Genomic DNA, 17,608 nt, shown 5'->3' on the forward strand with positions numbered 1-17,608 from the left:
GACAAAGGTCGAGGCGACCTGACGCGCTGAAGGACCGTCTACACCGGCGGGGCGGCGTCCGGGGCCGAGGGTGCCGTCGTTTGCGCCGGCGGCGCCGACGGCACGTCGTCGCTGCCCTCGCTGCGGTCGCGGTAGAGGGCGGCACGGGCGAGCAGCATCAGCGTGATCGGCGTGGTCACGATCATGAAGACGGCGATCAGGATTTCATGCAGCGCCGGCCGCGACTGCAGCACGGTGAAGCACAGCATCGAGGCCAGCAGCACGGAGCCGATGCCCATGGTGGTGCCCAGCGTCGGGGCGTGAACGCGTTCGTAGAAGCTGCGCAGCCGCACGAACCCGATGGACCCGATCAGCGCCAGCGAGGCGCCGAGCAGGAGGAGCAGCGCCACCGGGATCGCCGCCCAGACCGGCAGGTCGGCCAGATGCGTCATTCGATCACCTCTCCGCGCATGAGGAACTTCGCCAGAGCCGCCGTCGCGACGAAGCCGAGCAGCGCGATGATCAGCGCCGCCTCGAAATAGAGCGTGCTGCCGGTGCGGATGCCGAAGGTCAGCAGCAGCATCGTGGCGTTGACGTACAGCGTGTCGAGCCCGAGGACCCGATCCTGCGCCCGTGGCCCGCGCAGCACGCGGAAGGTCGCGCAGGCCATCGCGACGACCAGCAGGATCTGCGCCAGGAAGATCGACCAGAGCAGCAGCGTGGTGGTCATTCGAAGATCTCCATCAGGCGCCTCTCGTACCGTCCCTTGATGGTGTCGATCCAGGTGCTCTCGTCGACCAGATCGAGGATGTGGAGCAGGATGGTGTTGTTCGCGGAATTGTACTCCACCCAGATCGTCCCCGGCGTCGCTGTGATGATGCAGGCCAGGGTCGCCAGACCGTAGGGCGCGCGCATGTCGAGCGGGATGTGCAGAAAGCCGGACACCCGTTCCGTCTTCCGCGGGTTGAGGATGATCTTGACGACCGCGAGGTTGGAGCGGGCGATGTCGGCCATCACCAGCGCGGCCAGCGCGAAGGCGGCGCGCGGCCGCTTCAGCCGCCCGCCCGGCGGGTCGAGCGCCGCGAAGCCCCAGACCGCGACGGTCGCCAGGATGGCGCCCATCAGGATCGAGCCCAGCGCCACGCTCTCGGTCAGCAGCAGCCACATCGCCACCAGCGCGGCGGTCAGCAGCGGATACGGGAACCAGCGCTTCATGGCGCGGCCCCCTTGCCGGTCCCCGGCGCCGCGGTGGTCATCACCCCCTGGACGTAGCGTTCCGGCCCGTGAAGGGAGCGGGCGGTGTCTTCCATGTAACGCATCACCGGACCAGCCTGGACGGTCAGGGCCACGCAGAGCGCCAGGAGCATCATCACCGGACCGAGTTCGACGAGGCGCACGCGCGGCAGGTCGCCCGCAGGCGACGCCCAGAAGACGTCGATGCCGGTGCGGCTCATCGCGACCACGGTCGCCAGACCGGACAGGATCAGCGCCGCCATCAGCGCCCAGGTGGTGAAGGGAAGCCCCTCCGCCCCCTGCGCCAGCATCGGCGCCAGGATGGCGAACTTGGCGAGGAAGCCGGACAGCGGCGGCAGGCCGGCGAGCAGAAGCGCGCAGGCCATGAAGGCGATGCCGAGGATCGCCATGATCGCCGGGATCGACACGCCGATGGCGTCGTCGTCGTCCGATTCCTCGTCCTCGCCCTCGCCGAAGGCCTCGCGCGTCACCGCCAGCACGTCGGCGCCGACCATGCGGCCGCGCTCGACCAGCTCGATCAGCAGGAACAGCCCGGCGATCGCCAGGACGGAGCTGGTCATGTAGAACAGCGCGCCGCCGGTCACCGCCGCTTGGCCCGCGCCGACAGCGGCCAGCAGCGTGCCGGAGGAGACCAGAACGCTGGCCCCGGCCAGCCGCGCCAAATTCTGCGTCGCCAGCACCGCGATGGAGCCGAAGGCGATGGTCAGGACCCCGCCGATCAGCAGCCAGTGGCCGCCGAACCCCGCCGAGGTCCCGGCGCTCTCGCCGAAGACCAGCAGCCAGATCCGGATGATCGCGTAGATGCCGACCTTGCTGAGGATCGAGATGATCGCGGCGGACGGCGCCCCGACCGTGGTGTAGGTGTTCGGCAGCCAGAAGCCCAGCGGCCACATGCCCGCCTTGATCAGGAAGGCGACGCCGAGGATCGCCGCCCCGGCCTCCAGCAGCCCGCGGTCCTCGGGCGCCACCGCAGCGATGCGCACGGCCAGCTCGGCCATGTTCAGCGTGCCCGACACGCCGTAGATCATGCTCACCCCGATCAGGAAGAGCAGCGACGCCGCCAGGTTGATGGCGATGTAATGCAGCCCGGCGCGGACACGGGCGAGGCCGGAGCCGTGCAGCGCCAGCCCGTAGGAGGCGGCCAGCATGATCTCGAAGAAGACGAAGAGGTTGAACAGGTCGCCGGTCAGGAACGCGCCGTTCAGACCCATCAGCTGGAACTGGAACAGCGAATGGAAGTGCGCCCCCGCCTTCTGCCAGCGCGCCAGCGCGAAGACCAGGGCGGACAGCCCCAGGATGCCGGTCAGCACCAGCATCATCGCCGACAGCCGGTCAAGCACCAGGACGATGCCGAACAGCGACGGCCAGTCGCCCAGCCGGTAGACGCGCACGGTGGCGTCCGCCCCCGTGGCGGTGTGGTCCGTCAGATAGAGCAGCAGCACCGCCAGCGCCAGCAGCACCGACGCCGACGCCACCCCGAGCGCGGCCTTCAGTGCCCGCCGCCGCTCGTCGATCAGCATCAGCAGCGCGCCGACCACCAGCGGGATGATGATCGGCGCGATCACCAGATGATTCATCCAAGCGCTCATTGGCCACCCGTTCACCGGGACTTCTCCTTGCCGTCCACATGGTCGGTTCCCGTCAGGCCCCGCGCGGCGAGGAGCAGGACGAGGAACAGCGCCGTCGTCGCGAAGCTGATGACGATGGCCGTGAGGACCAGGGCCTGCGGCACCGGGTCGGCGTGGCTGGCGAGGCTGCCGGCCATGCCGCGCTCCAGCACCGGGGCCGCCCCGGTGCGCAGGCCGCCGGTCGAGAAAATGAAAAGGTTGACGGCGTAGGACAGCAGCGACAGGCCGATGATGACCTGGAAGGTGCGGGGACGCAGCAGCAGCCAGACGCCGGAGCCCGTCAGCACCCCGATCCCGAGGGCGAGGATAAGTTCCATCAATCGTCTCCGGTTGCGGCGGTCGGGGCGCCGGTCGGGGCAGTGGTGGGAGCACCGCCCAGGATCGGGCCGGGCACCGCGGGGGCGCTCGTCGCCGACACGCGCGGCGCGGCGGCGCGATGGCCGCGGACCGACTGGCGGGCCAGCGCGATCAGGGTCAGCATCGTGGCGCCGATGACCAGCGCGAACACGCCGATGTCGAACAGCAGCGCGCTGGCCGTGGGAATCTCCCCGATGAGCGGCAGGTCCGCGTAGGCGAAATAGGTGGTCAGGAAGGGCCGGCCGAACAGCAGGGCGCCCAGACCCGTGCCGGCGGCCAGCAGGAGCCCGAGCCCCATCCAGCGCAGAGGCAGCACGCGCAGCCGCGCCTCCACCCACTGCGTCCCGCCCAGCATGTATTGCAGGATCATCGCGATCGAGCCCATCAGCCCCGCGGCGAAGCCGCCGCCGGGCAGGTCGTGGCCGCGCAGCAACAGGAACAGCGCGACCATGCCGACCACCGGGAACAGCAGGCGCGCGATCACCGACGGGATCAGCAGCCAGTCGGCCACCGTGTCGCCCTCCCGCCGCTCCGGCCGCGCGATGTCGTAGGCGCTCTGGTCGCGCTGCTGCTCCGGCACGTCCACGCTGTCGGGGGCCGGACGGAAGCGGCGCAGCAGCGCGTAGGCGGTCAGCGCCACCACGCCCAGCACGGCGATCTCGCCCAGCGTGTCGAAGCCGCGGAAGTCGACCAGGATCACGTTGACGACGTTGGTGCCGCCGCCCTCGGTGTAGGCGCGCTCCAGGAAATGCTGCGCCAGGATCTCCGGCGGGAAGCGGGTCATCACGCCGAAGGCCAGCCCGGCCATGCCGAGGCCGGCGGTGATGGCGATGGCAAGGTCGCGCAGGCGGCGGCCCGTCCGCATCACTTCCGACGTGCCGGTGCTGGGAAGCCGCTTGGGCAGCCAGCGCAGGCCGAGCAGCAGCAGGATCGTGGTGACGATCTCGACCAGCAGCTGGGTCAGCGCGAGATCGGGGGCGGAGAACCAGACGAAGGTGACGCAGGTGACCAGCCCGGTGCCGCCGAGCAGGATCAGCGCGGCGAGGCGGTGGAACTTGGCCTGCCACGCGGCGCCCAGGGCGCAGGCCGCCCCGATCACCCAGATCAGGGCGAGCACCGGGTCGATGCCCTGCGGCACCAGATTGCCCGGGCCGAGCCCGCGCCGGTAGACCGCCCAGCCCGCGGCCAGGATGGCGACGCAGACGACCAGCCGGAGTTGGGGCTGCAGTCGCCGCGTCCCAAGCAGCCCTTCCAGCGTCCGGGCGAGGCGCCAGGACAGGAAGACCATGCTGCGCTCGAACATGCGGCGGCCTTCCAGGCGGCTGATGAAGGGCGGCCCCTCGATGTTCCGCCGGAACAGCGGCTGCAGCAGGAAGTAGAGCGTCACGCCGGCCGCCAGGGCGAGCAGGCTCATCACCAGCGGCGTGTTGAAGCCGTGCCAGACCGCCAGACTGTATTCCGGGGTCGCAGCGCCGAGCGCGGCGTGGGCCGCCATGTTCAGATACGGTCCCACGGTGGCCGCGGGCAGCAGGCCGATGATGATGCAGGCCAGCGCCAGGATCTCGACCGGCAGCCGCATCCAGGCCGGCGGCTCGTGCGGCAGATGCGGCAGGTCGACCGGGTCGGGACCGAAGAAGGCGCCGTGGATGAAGCGCAGCGAGTAGGCCACCGCGAAGGCGCTCGCCACCATCGCGGCGAAGGGCAGGATGTGGAGCAGGAGCGGCAGCGACGCCTGGGCCGTCAGCGTCTCGGCGAAGAACATCTCCTTCGAGATGAAGCCGTTCATCAGCGGCACGCCGGCCATGGCCGCCGCCGCCACCATCGCCAGCCGCGTCGTGAAGGGCATGAAGCGGTTGAGGCCGGACAGGCGCCGCAGGTCGCGGGTTCCCGTCTCATGGTCGATGATGCCGGCGGCCATGAACAGCGACGCCTTGAAGGCCGCATGGTTGAGGATGTGGAAGATCGCCGCGACCATGGCGAGTTCGCTGTTGAGCCCGAGCAGCAGCGTGATCAGCCCGAGATGGCTGATCGTCGAATAGGCCAGAAGTCCTTTCAGATCGTTCTGGAAGATCGCCACATAGGCGCCGACCAGCAGGGTGGCCAGACCGGCGCTGCCGACGATCCAGAACCACGCCTCCGTCCCCGCCAGCACCGGCCACAGCCGCGCCATCAGGAAGACGCCGGCCTTCACCAGCGTCGCCGAATGCAGGTAGGCCGAGACGGGAGTGGGCGCCGCCATGGCGTGCGGCAGCCAGAAATGGAACGGGAACTGCGCGCTCTTGGTCAGGGCGCCCATCAGGATGAGGACCAGCGCCGGCAGGTAGAGAGCGTGCTCGCGGATCTTGTCGCCCGAGGCCAGAACGACGTCGAGGTTGTAGCTGCCGGCGATGTGGCCGAGCAGCAGCACGCCCGCGAACAGGCACAGCCCGCCCGTCGCGGTGATGGTCAGCGCCATGCGCGCGCCGTCGCGCGCCGCCGCCGTGTGGTGCCAGTAGCCGATCAGCAGGAAGGAGAAGAGGCTGGTCAACTCCCAGAAGAAGGCGAGCTGGATCAGGTTGCCGGAGAGCACCACCCCCGTCATCGACCCCATGAAGGCCAGCAGGAACGCGAAGAAGCGCGGGACCGGATCATCGGCCGACATGTAATAGCGCGCGTACAGGACGACGAGCGCGCCGACCCCGAACACCAGCCCGGCGAACAGCCACGCGAAGCCGTCCATCCGCAGCGTGAGGTCGAGGCCGAGCGACGGCATCCAGGCCATCGAATGGCGGATCACCCCGCCCGCCGCCACCGTCGGATAGGCCGCCCACACCAACCCCAGGCCGATGATCGCGATCGCACCGGCCAGCCAGGCCGCGGTGTTGCGCGCGTGCGTCGGCAGCATCCCGGCGACGATCGCGCCGATGAACGGAAGGCCGGTGGCGGCCAGGAGCAGCAGGGCGTCGGACATGGTCTGTGACAATGGGGTCTCGGGCAATCGGAGGGGCCAAAATGCTGAGAACTGTCGGCTTTACGAATATAGGAAGGATGGAGGTCCCTCGCCGCGCCGGCCAGAAATCGCTCGGTCAGAAATCGTCGTCGTCAAGCTCCCGCTCGGCGTTGGGGGGAAGCGCCTGCCGGACGAGTTGCACCACCGCGTCGGGCGTCTCCGCCTGGCGCAGCTTGCGCAGGGATTGCGGATCGCGCAGGGCCTGGCAGATTTCGCCCATGACGGGCAGCAGGCCCTTGCGGGTCGCGGTCGGCCAGAGAACGAGGAAGAACAGGTCCACCGGCTCGTCGTCGCGGGCCTCGAAATCGATGGGTTTGCGGAGCCGCGCGAACAGCACCAGCGGGCTTTCGGTCCCGCGCAGTTCGGTGTGGGGAAGCGCCACGCCCTTGCCCAGCGCTGTGGAGCCGATGTGCTCCCGCGCCTGCAAGGCCTTGAGAATCTCTTCCTTGGGGGTTCCGATGCGGCCGGACGCCTCGCTGGCCAGAAGGTCGAGCAGCATCGCCTTGTCGGCCGGTCCCGCATCGAGGATGACGTTGTGTGCGGACAAGAGGTCCGAGAAGTTCATTCCTGTCTCCATGGGTGGCAAACCCTCCGTCTCCTGTCCCGACCGTCCGCGTTCCGAGCCGGGATGGCCATGAAACAACAGACTTCCAATCGCTTTCGGCACGCCACGTCCACGGCGCCAACCGCCGCCGGGACCGGTGGCCGGCCCACCCAACGGACGCGCGGCGCCAAGGCGGCCCGCGCATCGCAACAAACCTCGCCCCGTTCCGCCCTTGCCTCAGCCTCCCCACCCATTTTGGGAATGGAGTCGCGCCCCGCAAGTGGCAGGGGTCCCGTCCATCTACGTCTTGGCCGCGGCTGTAATCCCACGATCCGTGCTGCGGGGGCGAAAAAGCGGACAGGCGGGGCGAGACGGCGCTGCCGGGAAGGCCGATCCGGGAAAGGCACGGAGGCCTGAGAAGTATCAAGGGCTTGCGCCTGTTCGCACCGCCCCGCCCTCCCCCGCGCCACGGGGAAAAAGCGGGGCAGCGCCGTCCCGTCCTTACGCGAGCATCCGCACCGGCTCGCCGGCGTGCCAGGCGAGGATGTCGTCCAGCGCGTCGCGGTAGAAGACCTCGTAGTTCTCGCGGGTGACATAGCCCAGATGCGGCGTCAGCACCGTGTTCGGCGCCTCCAGCCAGGGGCTGTCCACCGGCAGCGGCTCCACCGGGAAGACGTCCAGCCCGGCGCCCGCGATGCGATGCTCGTGCAGGGCCGCCAGCAGGGCGTCCCCGTCGACCAGACCGGCGCGCGACGTGTTCACGAAGAAGGCGGAGGGCTTCATCGCGTCGATGTCCTCCGCCCCAACCACGCCGCGCGTCCGCTCGCCCAGCACCAGATGGACGCTGACGATGTCGGAGGTGGCGAACAGGTCGCGCTTGTCCAGCCGGGCGACGCCGGCCGCAGCGGCCCGCTCGTCGGTCAGGTTGGGGCTCCAGGCCGCGACCTCCATCCCGAAGGCTTGGCCGACCCGCGCCACCTGGGTGCCCAGCTTGCCCAGCCCGACGAGGCCGAGGCGCTTGCCGGCCAGCCCCTGCGTCAGGCCGGCCTGCCAGCGCCCGGCGCGCAGGCCGCGTTCCTCCTGCGGGATGCGCTTGACCAGCGCCAGGATCAGGCCCCAGGTCAGTTCCGCCGTCGGGGTGCCGACCATGCCGGTCCCGCAGACGGTGATGCCGCGGGCCTTGCAGGCCTCCAGATCGATGGCGTTGTTGCGCCCTCCGGTGGTGACGAGAAGCCGCAGGTTCGGCAGCGCGTCGATCAGCGACGCGGGGAATGGCGTGCGCTCCCGCATGATCACCAGGACGCTGTAGGGGGCGAGCGTCCCCGCCACCTCCGCCGCCGGGATCGGCCGTTCGAAGACCGTCAGCGCGCTGCCGTTGGGCAGGCGATGCCACTCCGCCAGATCGCGCGCGACGTTCTGGTAATCGTCGAGGATGGCGATCTTCATCACGGCTTCGCGAAGTACGGCGCCAGGTTGGCCCGGATGCGCTCCACCGCCGGCGTGACTTCCGTCGGAACCTGGAAGGTCTGGCTGGTGATGGTCTCGAACGCCTCGATGTAGATGCGGGCGGCCTCGAGCACGACCTCCGCCGGGATTTCCGGGATGGCGTCCTTGTAGGGGTCGCAGCGCTGGGTCACCCAGCTCCGCACGAAGTCCTTGTCGAAGCTCTCCGGGCGCTGCCCGGCCTCGTACCGCTCCGGATAGCTGGCGGCGAACCAGTAGCGGCTGCTGTCCGGCGTGTGGATCTCGTCGGCCAGGATGATGTTGCCGGCCTCGTCGAAGCCGAACTCGTACTTGGTGTCGACCAGGATCAGGCCGCGCGCCGCCGCGATCTCGCGCCCGCGGGCGAACAGGGCCAGCGCCTTCGCCGTCACCTCGTCCCACTGGGCCTGGGTCAGCAGCCCGCGCTCCACGATCTGGGCGGCGGTCAGCTCCTCGTCATGGCCGGCGTCGAAGGCCTTGGTCGTCGGGGTGATGATGGTGTCCGGCAGCTTCTGGTTCTCGCGCAGCCCGTCGGGGAAGACGTGGCCGTACATCTCCCGCCGGCCCTTCTTGTACATCGTCCACAGCGAGGTGCCGGTGGTGCCGGCCAGATAGTCGCGGACCACGATCTCCACCGGCATGATGGTCAGCCGCTTGGCGACCACGACGTTGGGGTCCGGGTATTCCAGGACGTGGTTCGGGCAGAGGTCCTTGGTCGCCTCGAACCAGTAGCGGGCGATCTGGGTCAGCACCTGCCCCTTGAAGGGGATGGCGGTCAGGATGATGTCGAAGGCCGACAGCCGGTCGGTGGCGATGATGACGCGCCGCCCGTCGGGAAGGTCGTAATTTTCGCGCACCTTGCCCCGGTAGTGGTTGGGCAGCTCGGGAATGGCGGCGTCCTTGACGACGTTGGACAGATGCGGAGCAAGCTGAGCGGTATCGACCATGATTCCAGATCCGGCAAAAGGGAGGCGCATGATAGCGCAATCGCCGCGCGGGGCCAGCGCGGTTATAGTCCCGAATCCGGGGAATGGGGACATCCGATGCGGGAAACGGGAGAAATTCAACTCTGTTATGCCGACCTGCGCGGGCTGGCGCATCGGCTGGAGGCGTTCCGCGCCCTGCTCTCCCCCGACGAGGCGGCGCGGGCCGCCCGTTTCGCGACGGAGGAGCTGCGCACCCGCTGCGTCCTGCGGCGCGGGCTGCTGCGCCATCGGCTCGGGCGGGTGACGGGCCGCGACCCGGCGAGTTTGGCCTTCGCCTACGGGCCGATGGGCAAGCCCTCCCTGCCCGGCGGTCCGGCCTTCAATCTCGCCGACTGCAAGGATCACGTGCTGATCGCCATCGCACCCGTCGAGACGGTGGAACTGGGCGTGGACGTCGAACGGCTGCGGTCCGTGCCGGACGCCGCCGGAATCGCCGAGCGCTTCTTCGCGCCGGAGGAGCGCGCCGCCTTCGCCGCCCTGCCCGACGCGTTGCGCGACGAGGCGTTCCTGAACGGCTGGACCCGCAAGGAGGCCTTCATCAAGGCGACCGGCCAGGGCCTGTCGACTCCGCTCGACCGCTTCGCGGTGGAATTGGTGCCGGGCCGTCCTGCCCGCCTGCTCGGCCTGGACGGCGCGCTGGGGGCCGGGAGTGCGACGGACTGGTCGCTGTTCGACCTGCGCCCGGCGCCGGGGCTGGTCGGCGCGCTGGCGGTGCGCGGCGACGGCTGGCGCCCCGTGTTCCGACCGCTGGATGAAACGCTCAGCGCTTGACGATTTCCCAGGCGATGCGCGCCGGCTCCTCGCCCAACTCCGTGGAGCCGATGACGATCTCGCCGCGCGGCGGCAGCGGCAGCGGTTCGCCCGGCGTCAGCCGCCGCGGCTCCGCCAGCCCCGGCACGGCGATCTGGGTGCCGTTGCGGCTGAGATCCTCCACCACGAAGACGCCGTCCTGCCGCGACACCGCGGCGTGCCGCCGCGAGGCCGAGGCGATGTCGAGGACGAACTGGCACTGCGACGACCGCCCGATGACGAGCTGGGTCCCGTCCTCCGGGATCGCCCGCGTCTGGCCGCGCCAGAACAGCACCAGCCGCTCCGTCGCCCGCGGGGCGTCGATCAGAATCGTCTCCTCGGTCGCCCGCGTCACGACCTCGACCGCCGGAGCGGCCAGCAGGGGGATGCCGAGCGACCGTTCGGCGTCCGGGATCGCGGCGATCCTGGCGATCAGCCCCTCGGCCAGCGCGCGGGGAATGCCGGCGGCGCGCAAGCGGCGGCCCAGGCCGCTGCGCACGTCGTCCGTGCTGACGCCGGGGGCGACCAGCTCGCGGGCCGAGGTGATGCTCTCGAACTCGCTGGCGACCTGCCGGATCAGGACGCTGAGCTTGTTGCGCCCGAAGGGGCTGGTGGCGAGGTCCAGCAGGTAGCCGATGCGCTGGGCCGGCGCCGGCAGGCGGGTGGCCAGACGCTGCACCGCCATGTCGAAGGACGCGTCCTGCCCGCCGTGGCTCCACACCGACTTGGCGCGCCGGGTCAGCGCCTCCGCCATGCCGGCGCCGCCCAGGAAGCCGTCGAAGTTGGTCAGCCGGTCGACGATGATGCCGAAGGCCTTGCCCTCCGCGGCGGAGCCGGTGCGGGTCAGCGGGGTCAGGCCGGCCAGACCGCCCTGGATGCGGCGCAGCAGCGCCCGGCGCGTCTCGTCGAAGCCGCCGCCGCCCAGCGCGTTGGACAGGGCCAGCAGCTCGTCGGTGTGGGGCAGCCGGTCGTCGAGGTCGCCGTGCACCGCCGCGATCAGGCTTTGCAGCGCCGCCCCCAGGTCGGGCGCGTAGCCGATCAGCGCGCGCACCGGCTCCCGCCCATCGACCGTTTCCGCCAGCATCTGGTCGAGCAGGCGGCGGTTCGCCTCCTCCTCCCCGTCCTCGCGGTGGAAGCGCAGCAGCGCCTTGACCTTGCCGGGCCAGTCGCGGCAGGGCTCCAGCACCGCGGCGAAGGCGTGGGTGACCAGCCGGTCGCGCTCCTCCGGCGGGCGCTCCGCCGCCGCCGCCAGCAGGCCGCCGACGCCGCCGCGGGCCAGCGCCGCGTCGAAGGGCGCCAGCGCGTCCGACGCCTGCGCCATCTCCTTCAGCCGCGCGAACATCCGCAGGAGCTGGTCGTGCCGGTCGAACGGCTTCACGCCCAGCAGCGGCGCCTGAAGGGTGGCGAGCCGGCTGACCGCCGGGTTGAACAGCAGTGCCTCCCGCTCGAAATAGCGCAGCGGGTAGTAGCGGTGAAGCTGCTCGGCCGGGATCACCGCCTGATCGTCCCAATAGCCGCGCAGCAGGCGCAGCAGCAGCATCCGGCTCTCGTAGGAGAAAAGCTGGAGCGCGTCGGTGCACAGGCTGGCGGGGCCGACGTCGGTCTCGTCGATGGAGGAGATGGTGGTCGGCTTCTCGCCGCCGGCGCTGGACTTCTGGAAGATGATCTCTTCCTTGCCCGCCTGGTTCACCTTTAAAATCCGGACAACCGGAAATTTCGCAAGACGAAGCAGATACGCCGCGCGTTCCCGGGCCGCGGCCTCGTCGGGAAAGACCCCGTCGATGTTGGGTTTTCCGCCCTGATCGACGACCACTTCGAACGTGAGGCTGCGGCGCCGTGACATCATGGGCTTTTCAGCTCTTTCCCCCGAGGCGTGGCGTCTTTTGCGACCTTCATCGTACGTTAAGCGGATAGTCGGCGCAGCAAGATTCCGGACCCGCCCGGGGACCCGGCCGACGATTGACGCGGATGCGGGCCGCCGTGTTGCGCTAGACTGCCCGCCATGCGGATTCCAACCTTTTCCATCCTGCTCCTGCTGGCCTGCGTTTCTGCGGTGTCGGCCTGCGCGTCCCCCACCGCCGCCATTGGTCCGGACGACCGCGAGGCGATCGCCCGCAACGGCTTTTCCGCCGATGACGTCGGCTATGTGCTGTTCGATCCGGACAGCGGCGCCGTGTTGGCGGAGCGTCAGCCGGCCAAGCCCTTCGCCCCGGCCTCGGTCGCCAAGCTGCCGGCGATGGCCGCCGCCCTGGCGGTGCTGGGACCGGACCACCGCTTCGAGACCACGCTGCACATCACCGGACGGCTGGGAAACGGGGTGCTCGACGGCGACCTGATCCTGAAGGGCGGCGGCGACCCGTCGCTGTCCAGCGAAGGGCTGGCGGAGCTGCTGCGCGACCTCGGCGCGCTGGGCGTCACGCGGGTGACCGGGCGCTTCCTCTACGACACCTCCGTCTTGCCCGAGATGGCGGAGATCGACGCCGGGCAGCCCTGGACCGCCGGCTACAACACCGGCGTCGGGGCGCTGTCGCTGAACTTCAACCGCTTCCGCTTCGATTGGGCGCGCCCCGCCGCCGCCGGCCAGTCTGTGCGGGTCAGCGCTTGGTCGGTGTCCGACGCCGGGCGGGTGCCGCTGGACAGCGTGACGGTGCAGCTTGGCGCCGGGGCGGGGGCCGCCTTCACCCCGCTCGTCGCCGCGGTCGGAGATCCAGAGGGCGAGCGCTGGCGCTTCGCCCCGCAGCCGGGCATGGCGGCCAGCCTGTGGCTTCCGGTCACCCGGCCCGGCCTGGCGGCGTCCCACGTCTTCCGCCGCCTGGCCGCGGAGGCGGGGATCGCCCTGCCCGCCCCGACCCCCGGCGCGGTGCCGCCGACCGCCACGCTCGCCGCCCTGCACCGCAGCGAGCCGCTGGAGATCCTGGCCCGGCAGGTCCTGCGCTACTCCAACAACCTGTCGGCGGAGCTGATCGGGCTGGCCGCCGCCCGGCGGCTGGACCCGGCGGTGCAGACGCTGCCGGAGTCGGCGGCGGTGCTGACCGCGCCGGCCATGATGGCGGCCCCGCGCACCGACTGGACGGGGCTGCGGCTGCTCAACCATTCGGGGCTCAGCGCCGCGTCGCGGATCACCCCGGCCCAGACCATGGCGCTGATCCAAGGCGCCGGCCCGGCGGTTCTGGCCCTTCTGCCCGGCGAGGACGAGGGCAAGGCCCTACCCCCCGGCGTGCGCGCCAAGTCGGGGACGCTGGCCTACGCCAAGGCGCTGGCCGGAACGCTGACGACGGCGAAGGGGCGGACGCTCGGCTTCGCCTTCTTCGTCACCGACGAGGCGCAGCGCGTCGCCATGGACCGGACGATGGACCGCCGCATCGCCGAGATCCCCCCGGAGGCCCGCGCCTGGCTGGCCCGCTCCCGCAAGCTCCAGGCCGACCTGCTGGCGTTGTGGATCGCCGGCTTGTAAGGGGCGTCGATTGCAGCGCCCGCAACCGCGACGCTTGGCGAAGGGCGACGGTCGGTTGTACACTGCGACCGAATGTCCCACCGAGGTCCTGGATGCCGATCAGCCCGCGCGCACGCCGACTCCAGCAGGGTTCCGACACGCCGGACATCGCGGCCAACCGCTACCACGACCGGCAATTGGGCGCCGAGGTGGTCAACATCGTGGTCGGCGGCTGCGTGGTCAGCGACGACCCGAACGTCGTCATCACCACCACGCTGGGCTCCTGCATCGCCGCCTGCCTGTTCGATCCCGTCGCGGCGATCGGCGGGATGAACCATTTCCTGCTGCCCGACCACAACGGCGACCGGCTGTCCATCTCCTCCCGCTACGGCAGTGCCGCCATGGAGCAGCTCATCAACCGGCTGCTGTCGGCGACGGGACGGCGCGACCGGCTGCGCGCCAAGATCTTCGGCGGGGCCAGCGTCAACGGCGCCCCGCGCAGTTCGGGCATCGGCCAGCGCAACGTCGAGTTCGTCATGGAGTATCTGGCGGCCGAAGGCATCCCGACGATGAGCTGGGACGTCGGCGGCACGGCGGCCCGCGCGGTGCGCTTCTATCCCACCTCGGGCCGCACCCAGCGCCGCCTGATCGCGGAGGAGACGGTGCGCGACATCGCGCGGTCCGAGACGTCCTTCATGGACCGGCTGCGCAAGACCGGGATCGATGGCGACGTGGAACTGTTCTGATCCCCATGCTCCATGGATTGTCCCGCCTGCTGCCCGCCATCGCGGACCAGAACCTCGACGAGGCCGCCGTCTATCGGCGGGAGTCGCTGTACGAGCGCCCGCGCTACGAGGGCGCCCGCGGGCTGATCCCCGCCGCCGGCCCGCTGCTCTGCCCGCTCTGCGGGCGGGAGGCGTCGCGCTTCCTCCCCTTCGGACTGGGCGGGCGGCGCAACGCCCGCTGCCCGGACTGCGGGTCGCTGGAGCGCCACCGCTTCCTGTGGAGCTTTTTGGCGGAGCGGACAGACGTGCTGCGCCGCTCGCTGCGCATCCTGCACACCGCCCCGGAACCCTGCCTGGAGCCGCTGCTGCGGGCGCGGCACGGCCGGCGCTACGTCACGCTGGACCGTTTCAACCCGGCCGCCGACGTGCAGGCCGACCTGACCGACCTGCCCTTCCCGGATGGCCGTTTCGACCTCGTGCTGTCCAGCCACGTGCTGGAGCATGTCCCCGACGACCGCGCCGCGCTGCGCGAGATCGCCCGCGTCCTGAAACCCTCGGGCCGCGCCGTCCTGCTGTTCCCCTACGACCCCAAGGGGCCGACGCGGGAGGACCCGGCGATGGACACCCCGGCCAAGCGGCTGGCCGCCTTCGGCCATCCCTATCACTACCGGATTTATGGTACGGATACCCCCCTGCGCATGGCCGAGGCCGGGTTGGACGCCACGCTCGTCGCCTCCACGGCGATGCTGAGCGCGCACCGGCGGCGGCGGCGGCGCATCAACCGCAACCACCTGTTCCTGGCGCGCCCACGCGCCGCAGCGGGTCGGGCGTCCGGGGAGGGGTCATGAGCCGCAGCACCAGCAGCAGCATCCGCATCGCCACCTTCAACCTGGAAAGCCTGGACGACGCCGGCGACCTGTCCTTCGAGGAGCGCGCCGCCGTGCTGCGCCCGCAGCTGGAGCGGCTGGACGCCGACATCCTGTGCCTTCAGGAGGTCAACGGCCAGCGCGACGCGAAGGGGGAGCCGCGGACCCTGCGCGCGCTGAACCGGCTGCTGGAGGGCGGCCCCTACGCCGATTTCCACCGGACCTCCGGCGGCGAGGGGACCAAGCTGGCCGACCGCCACAACCTCGTGCTGGTCAGCCGCTGGCCGATCCTGGCGGCGCGGCAGTACCGGCACGATCTGGTGCCGTCCCCGCAGGTCCGCATGGTCACCGCCGACCCGGCCCAGCCCGGCGGCGACGCCGTGACCTGGGACCGCCCGGTGCTGCACGGCGAGATCGAATTGCCCGGCGGGCGGCGGCTGCACGTCTTCAACCTGCATCTGCGCGCGCCCATCGCCGCGCCGGTGCCGGGGCAGAAGAAGAACGCCTCCACCTGGAAAAGCGTCGGCGGCTGGGCGGAGGGCTTCTATCTGGCCTCGATCAAGCGGGCCGGGCAGGCGCTGGAGGCCCGGCTGGCGGTGGAGCGGGTGTTCGACGCCGACCCGCAGGCGCTGATCCTGGTGGCCGGCGACCTCAACGCCGAGATCGAGCAGACCCCCGTCCGCATCATCCGCGCCGACTTGGACGAGACCGGAAACGGCCATCTCGCCGGGCGGTCGCTGGTGCCGCTGGAATGCTCCGTCCCGGAGGAGCGGCGCTTCACGGTGCTGCACGGCGGCGACGCGGTGATGCTCGACCATCTGCTGGTGTCGCGCGCCCTGCTGGGCTGGTTCCGCTCCGCCGAAATCCACAACGAGGCGCTGGGCGACGAGCTGGTCGCCCACGCCACGGTCAGCCATTCCCCGGAAAGCTACCACGCGCCGCTGGTCGCCCGCTTCGAGCTGCCGGATCAGACGGTGACGGAGACGATGGCGCCCGGCGAACCGGCGCCGTAGGACGCCCCCCCGGGAGCGGGCGCGGCGGAAACGGCGGCGGGGATGCTTCCCGTCGTCCCGCGTCCTGCGACGGACGGCGCCTCGCCGGACGCGGTGCCGGTCGGCACGGTGCCGCCGACGCCCGACGCCGCCGTGCCCTTGCCCGTGGCATGGCCGTGCCCCGCCGAATCGGTCGCGACGCCCAGGCGGCTGGCGGTACGGCGGTATTCCTCCACCACCTGTTGCGCCGGGATCTGGTTCTGGGTCTCGCCGGAGGACCGGTCGCGGAAATAGATGACGGCCAGCCGGGCGCCCTGGTCGTAGCGCAGGACCGGACTGATGTAGCCGCCCGCCACCACCACCGGGTCGGACGGAGACGCCGCCGAAGCGGATTGGTCCGCAACGCTGGACGCGGTTTGGGAGGTCTGTGCCGCGGCATCGGCCACGGATTGCGGCGTCGGGACCGCCGATGCCGGAGTCGGCCGGTTCGCCTGGATGCCGGAGACGCTTCGGATGTCCATGGCTGGCCGCCTTTCCCCTGCGGGCCCGGCCCCGGACCAGCCGGGCGGGCCCCGATTGGACGACGCGCGATCAGACCGTGATGTTGAGGTTCTGTCCGCGGGTCGGGGTGGTGTTGCCGCCCGACGACAGAGCCTGCTGGCTCTGCTGCGCCTGTTGATCCTGGGCCTGGATCTGCTGACGGCGATCCTCTTCGGCCTTCTGGGCCTGCTGGTTCGCGTCGGTTCCCCGTGTCTGCTGCAGGGCCGCCGGCCCGCTGCTCAACGGGGTCGTGAAAGGCTGCTGCTGATAGCCCCCTATGCCGCTGACGCCCATGACACGCACTCCTCGCTGTCCGCACTCCCACCCAGGTAGAGTAGGCAAAAATTGCCGCGCGTTCAAGTGGGACTCACCGCCTATTCCTCGCAAGGCACGCGCAAGTCGCCGCAGTGCTCGCTTTGCGCGTGGATTCGCTCAAGGCCGCTTCTTTTTTTTGCGGGGGTTCGGAAACGCCGGGTCAGGCCGGTTCCGGTTCCAGGAAGGTCCCCTCGCGAATCGCAAAGTCGAACCGCCCGCCGTCCAGCGCGGTCACGTCGTAGGTCAGCGACCGGTCGATGCTGTTGTCGGCGTTGAAGGTCAGCACCCGCGGCCGCAGCGTCGCCAGTTCGGTCGGCTGGCAGTACCAGGAGGCGGCGATGATGACCTCGTCCCCCGGCTGGCAACTCCGCGCCGCCGAGCCGTTCAGCACGCAGCAGCGCGAGCCGCGCTCGCCATAGATCACGTAGGTGCTGATCCGCGCGCCGGAGTTCTTGTTCCAGATCTCCACGAACTCCAGCGGGTAGATCCCGACCGCCTCGCAATGCTCCGGATCGAGCGTGATCGACCCCTGATAGTTCAGGTTGGCGTCGGTGACGCGCAGGCAGTGCAGTTTCGCGCGGACAACCTTGATCATGATCCCCTCCGGTCGGTGCGGCTGGTTGGCCGTTGGGAGGATGTTTGTAACCGCAACTGCGAAAACAGCAAGCGTTCCGGCACCCACGGTATGACCGGCGTCATACCGCCACCTTGGGCTGAGGCTTTTGCCTT

At 70.5% G+C, this 17,608-nt stretch carries 17 protein-coding genes and 1 pseudogene; 5 read left to right on the top strand and 13 right to left on the bottom strand.

Annotation, left to right across the window (positions count from 1 at the left end; all coding sequences use genetic code 11):
- Positions 1-38 precede the first annotated feature (38 nt).
- The 9 genes from mnhG to FHW79_RS24750 all read right to left on the bottom strand — a co-directional run bounded on the left by mnhG (position 39) and on the right by FHW79_RS24750 (position 9,180).
- Positions 39-431: a monovalent cation/H(+) antiporter subunit G gene (gene mnhG / locus FHW79_RS24710; protein WP_183181347.1), complete on the bottom strand. Its 393-nt coding sequence runs from the start codon at positions 429-431 to the stop codon at positions 39-41.
- Positions 428-709 (bottom strand): K+/H+ antiporter subunit F, encoded by a 282-nt coding sequence (locus tag FHW79_RS24715; RefSeq protein ID WP_183181348.1) that lies wholly within the window; start codon positions 707-709, stop codon positions 428-430. The genes mnhG and FHW79_RS24715 overlap by 4 nt, the downstream gene beginning before the upstream one ends.
- Complete coding sequence (locus FHW79_RS24720) at positions 706-1,194, bottom strand: Na+/H+ antiporter subunit E (RefSeq protein ID WP_183181349.1); 489 nt, start codon at positions 1,192-1,194, stop codon at positions 706-708. The genes FHW79_RS24715 and FHW79_RS24720 overlap by 4 nt, the downstream gene beginning before the upstream one ends.
- The gene (locus FHW79_RS24725; RefSeq protein ID WP_211108475.1) at positions 1,191-2,810 is read right to left on the bottom strand and encodes a monovalent cation/H+ antiporter subunit D; all 1,620 of its coding nucleotides are present in this window, start codon (positions 2,808-2,810) and stop codon (positions 1,191-1,193) included. Before FHW79_RS24725 ends, FHW79_RS24720 begins: the two co-directional genes overlap by 4 nt.
- Positions 2,811-2,833: 23 nt before the next feature.
- Positions 2,834-3,178 carry a Na+/H+ antiporter subunit C gene (locus FHW79_RS24730; RefSeq protein ID WP_145689519.1) on the bottom strand — a complete coding sequence of 115 codons (345 nt, stop codon included), beginning with the start codon at positions 3,176-3,178 and terminating at the stop codon, positions 2,834-2,836.
- On the bottom strand, positions 3,178-6,180 hold the full coding sequence (locus FHW79_RS24735; protein ID WP_247884589.1) for a monovalent cation/H+ antiporter subunit A: 3,003 nt from the start codon (positions 6,178-6,180) through the stop codon (positions 3,178-3,180). The genes FHW79_RS24730 and FHW79_RS24735 overlap by 1 nt, the downstream gene beginning before the upstream one ends.
- A 103-nt stretch (positions 6,181-6,283) precedes the next feature.
- Positions 6,284-6,772 (bottom strand): PTS sugar transporter subunit IIA, encoded by a 489-nt coding sequence (locus FHW79_RS24740; protein WP_183181351.1) that lies wholly within the window; start codon positions 6,770-6,772, stop codon positions 6,284-6,286.
- 480 nt (positions 6,773-7,252) lie between these two features.
- Positions 7,253-8,197 carry a D-2-hydroxyacid dehydrogenase family protein gene (locus tag FHW79_RS24745; RefSeq protein ID WP_183181352.1) on the bottom strand — a complete coding sequence of 315 codons (945 nt, stop codon included), beginning with the start codon at positions 8,195-8,197 and terminating at the stop codon, positions 7,253-7,255.
- The gene (locus FHW79_RS24750) at positions 8,197-9,180 is read right to left on the bottom strand and encodes a phosphoribosylaminoimidazolesuccinocarboxamide synthase (RefSeq protein ID WP_183181353.1); all 984 of its coding nucleotides are present in this window, start codon (positions 9,178-9,180) and stop codon (positions 8,197-8,199) included. Before FHW79_RS24750 ends, FHW79_RS24745 begins: the two co-directional genes overlap by 1 nt.
- Positions 9,181-9,276: 96 nt before the next feature.
- Between FHW79_RS24750 and FHW79_RS24755 the strand changes: the two genes are divergently transcribed.
- On the top strand, positions 9,277-9,990 hold the full coding sequence (locus FHW79_RS24755) for a 4'-phosphopantetheinyl transferase superfamily protein (protein WP_183181354.1): 714 nt from the start codon (positions 9,277-9,279) through the stop codon (positions 9,988-9,990).
- Here FHW79_RS24755 and FHW79_RS24760 read toward each other — a convergent pair.
- Positions 9,980-11,854 (bottom strand): FHA domain-containing protein, encoded by a 1,875-nt coding sequence (locus tag FHW79_RS24760; RefSeq protein ID WP_183181355.1) that lies wholly within the window; start codon positions 11,852-11,854, stop codon positions 9,980-9,982. The two genes, FHW79_RS24755 and FHW79_RS24760, sit on opposite strands and share 11 nt — an antisense overlap.
- A gap of 156 nt (positions 11,855-12,010) precedes the next feature.
- Between FHW79_RS24760 and dacB the strand changes: the two genes are divergently transcribed.
- The 4 genes from dacB (at position 12,011) to FHW79_RS24780 (ending at position 16,045) form a co-directional block, all read left to right on the top strand.
- Positions 12,011-13,462 (top strand): D-alanyl-D-alanine carboxypeptidase/D-alanyl-D-alanine-endopeptidase, encoded by a 1,452-nt coding sequence (gene dacB, locus FHW79_RS24765; protein WP_183181356.1) that lies wholly within the window; start codon positions 12,011-12,013, stop codon positions 13,460-13,462.
- Positions 13,463-13,554: 92 nt separating this feature from the next.
- On the top strand, positions 13,555-14,187 hold the full coding sequence (locus tag FHW79_RS24770; protein WP_183181357.1) for a chemotaxis protein: 633 nt from the start codon (positions 13,555-13,557) through the stop codon (positions 14,185-14,187).
- 5 nt (positions 14,188-14,192) lie between these two features.
- A complete protein-coding gene (locus FHW79_RS24775; RefSeq protein ID WP_183181358.1) occupies positions 14,193-15,014 on the top strand; it encodes a class I SAM-dependent methyltransferase in 822 nt (273 codons plus the stop codon).
- A complete protein-coding gene (locus tag FHW79_RS24780; protein ID WP_183181359.1) occupies positions 15,011-16,045 on the top strand; it encodes an endonuclease/exonuclease/phosphatase family protein in 1,035 nt (344 codons plus the stop codon). Before FHW79_RS24775 ends, FHW79_RS24780 begins: the two co-directional genes overlap by 4 nt.
- Here the strand turns inward: FHW79_RS24780 and FHW79_RS24785 are convergent.
- From FHW79_RS24785 to panD, 3 genes and pseudogenes are all read right to left on the bottom strand, one after another.
- Positions 16,000-16,545, bottom strand: a complete 546-nt coding sequence (locus FHW79_RS24785) for a hypothetical protein (protein ID WP_183181360.1) — start codon at positions 16,543-16,545, stop codon at positions 16,000-16,002. The two genes, FHW79_RS24780 and FHW79_RS24785, sit on opposite strands and share 46 nt — an antisense overlap.
- A 70-nt stretch (positions 16,546-16,615) precedes the next feature.
- Entirely contained in the window at positions 16,616-16,858 is a 243-nt protein-coding gene (locus FHW79_RS24790) for a hypothetical protein (RefSeq protein WP_158282622.1), read from the bottom strand.
- A 253-nt stretch (positions 16,859-17,111) separates the two neighbouring features.
- A pseudogene (gene panD / locus FHW79_RS24795) lies at positions 17,112-17,474 on the bottom strand (aspartate 1-decarboxylase); the annotation flags it as partial.
- Positions 17,475-17,608 lie beyond the last annotated feature (134 nt).

Source organism: Azospirillum sp. OGB3 (assembly GCF_014192915.1).
In the GTDB taxonomy this organism is placed as follows: domain Bacteria; phylum Pseudomonadota; class Alphaproteobacteria; order Azospirillales; family Azospirillaceae; genus Azospirillum.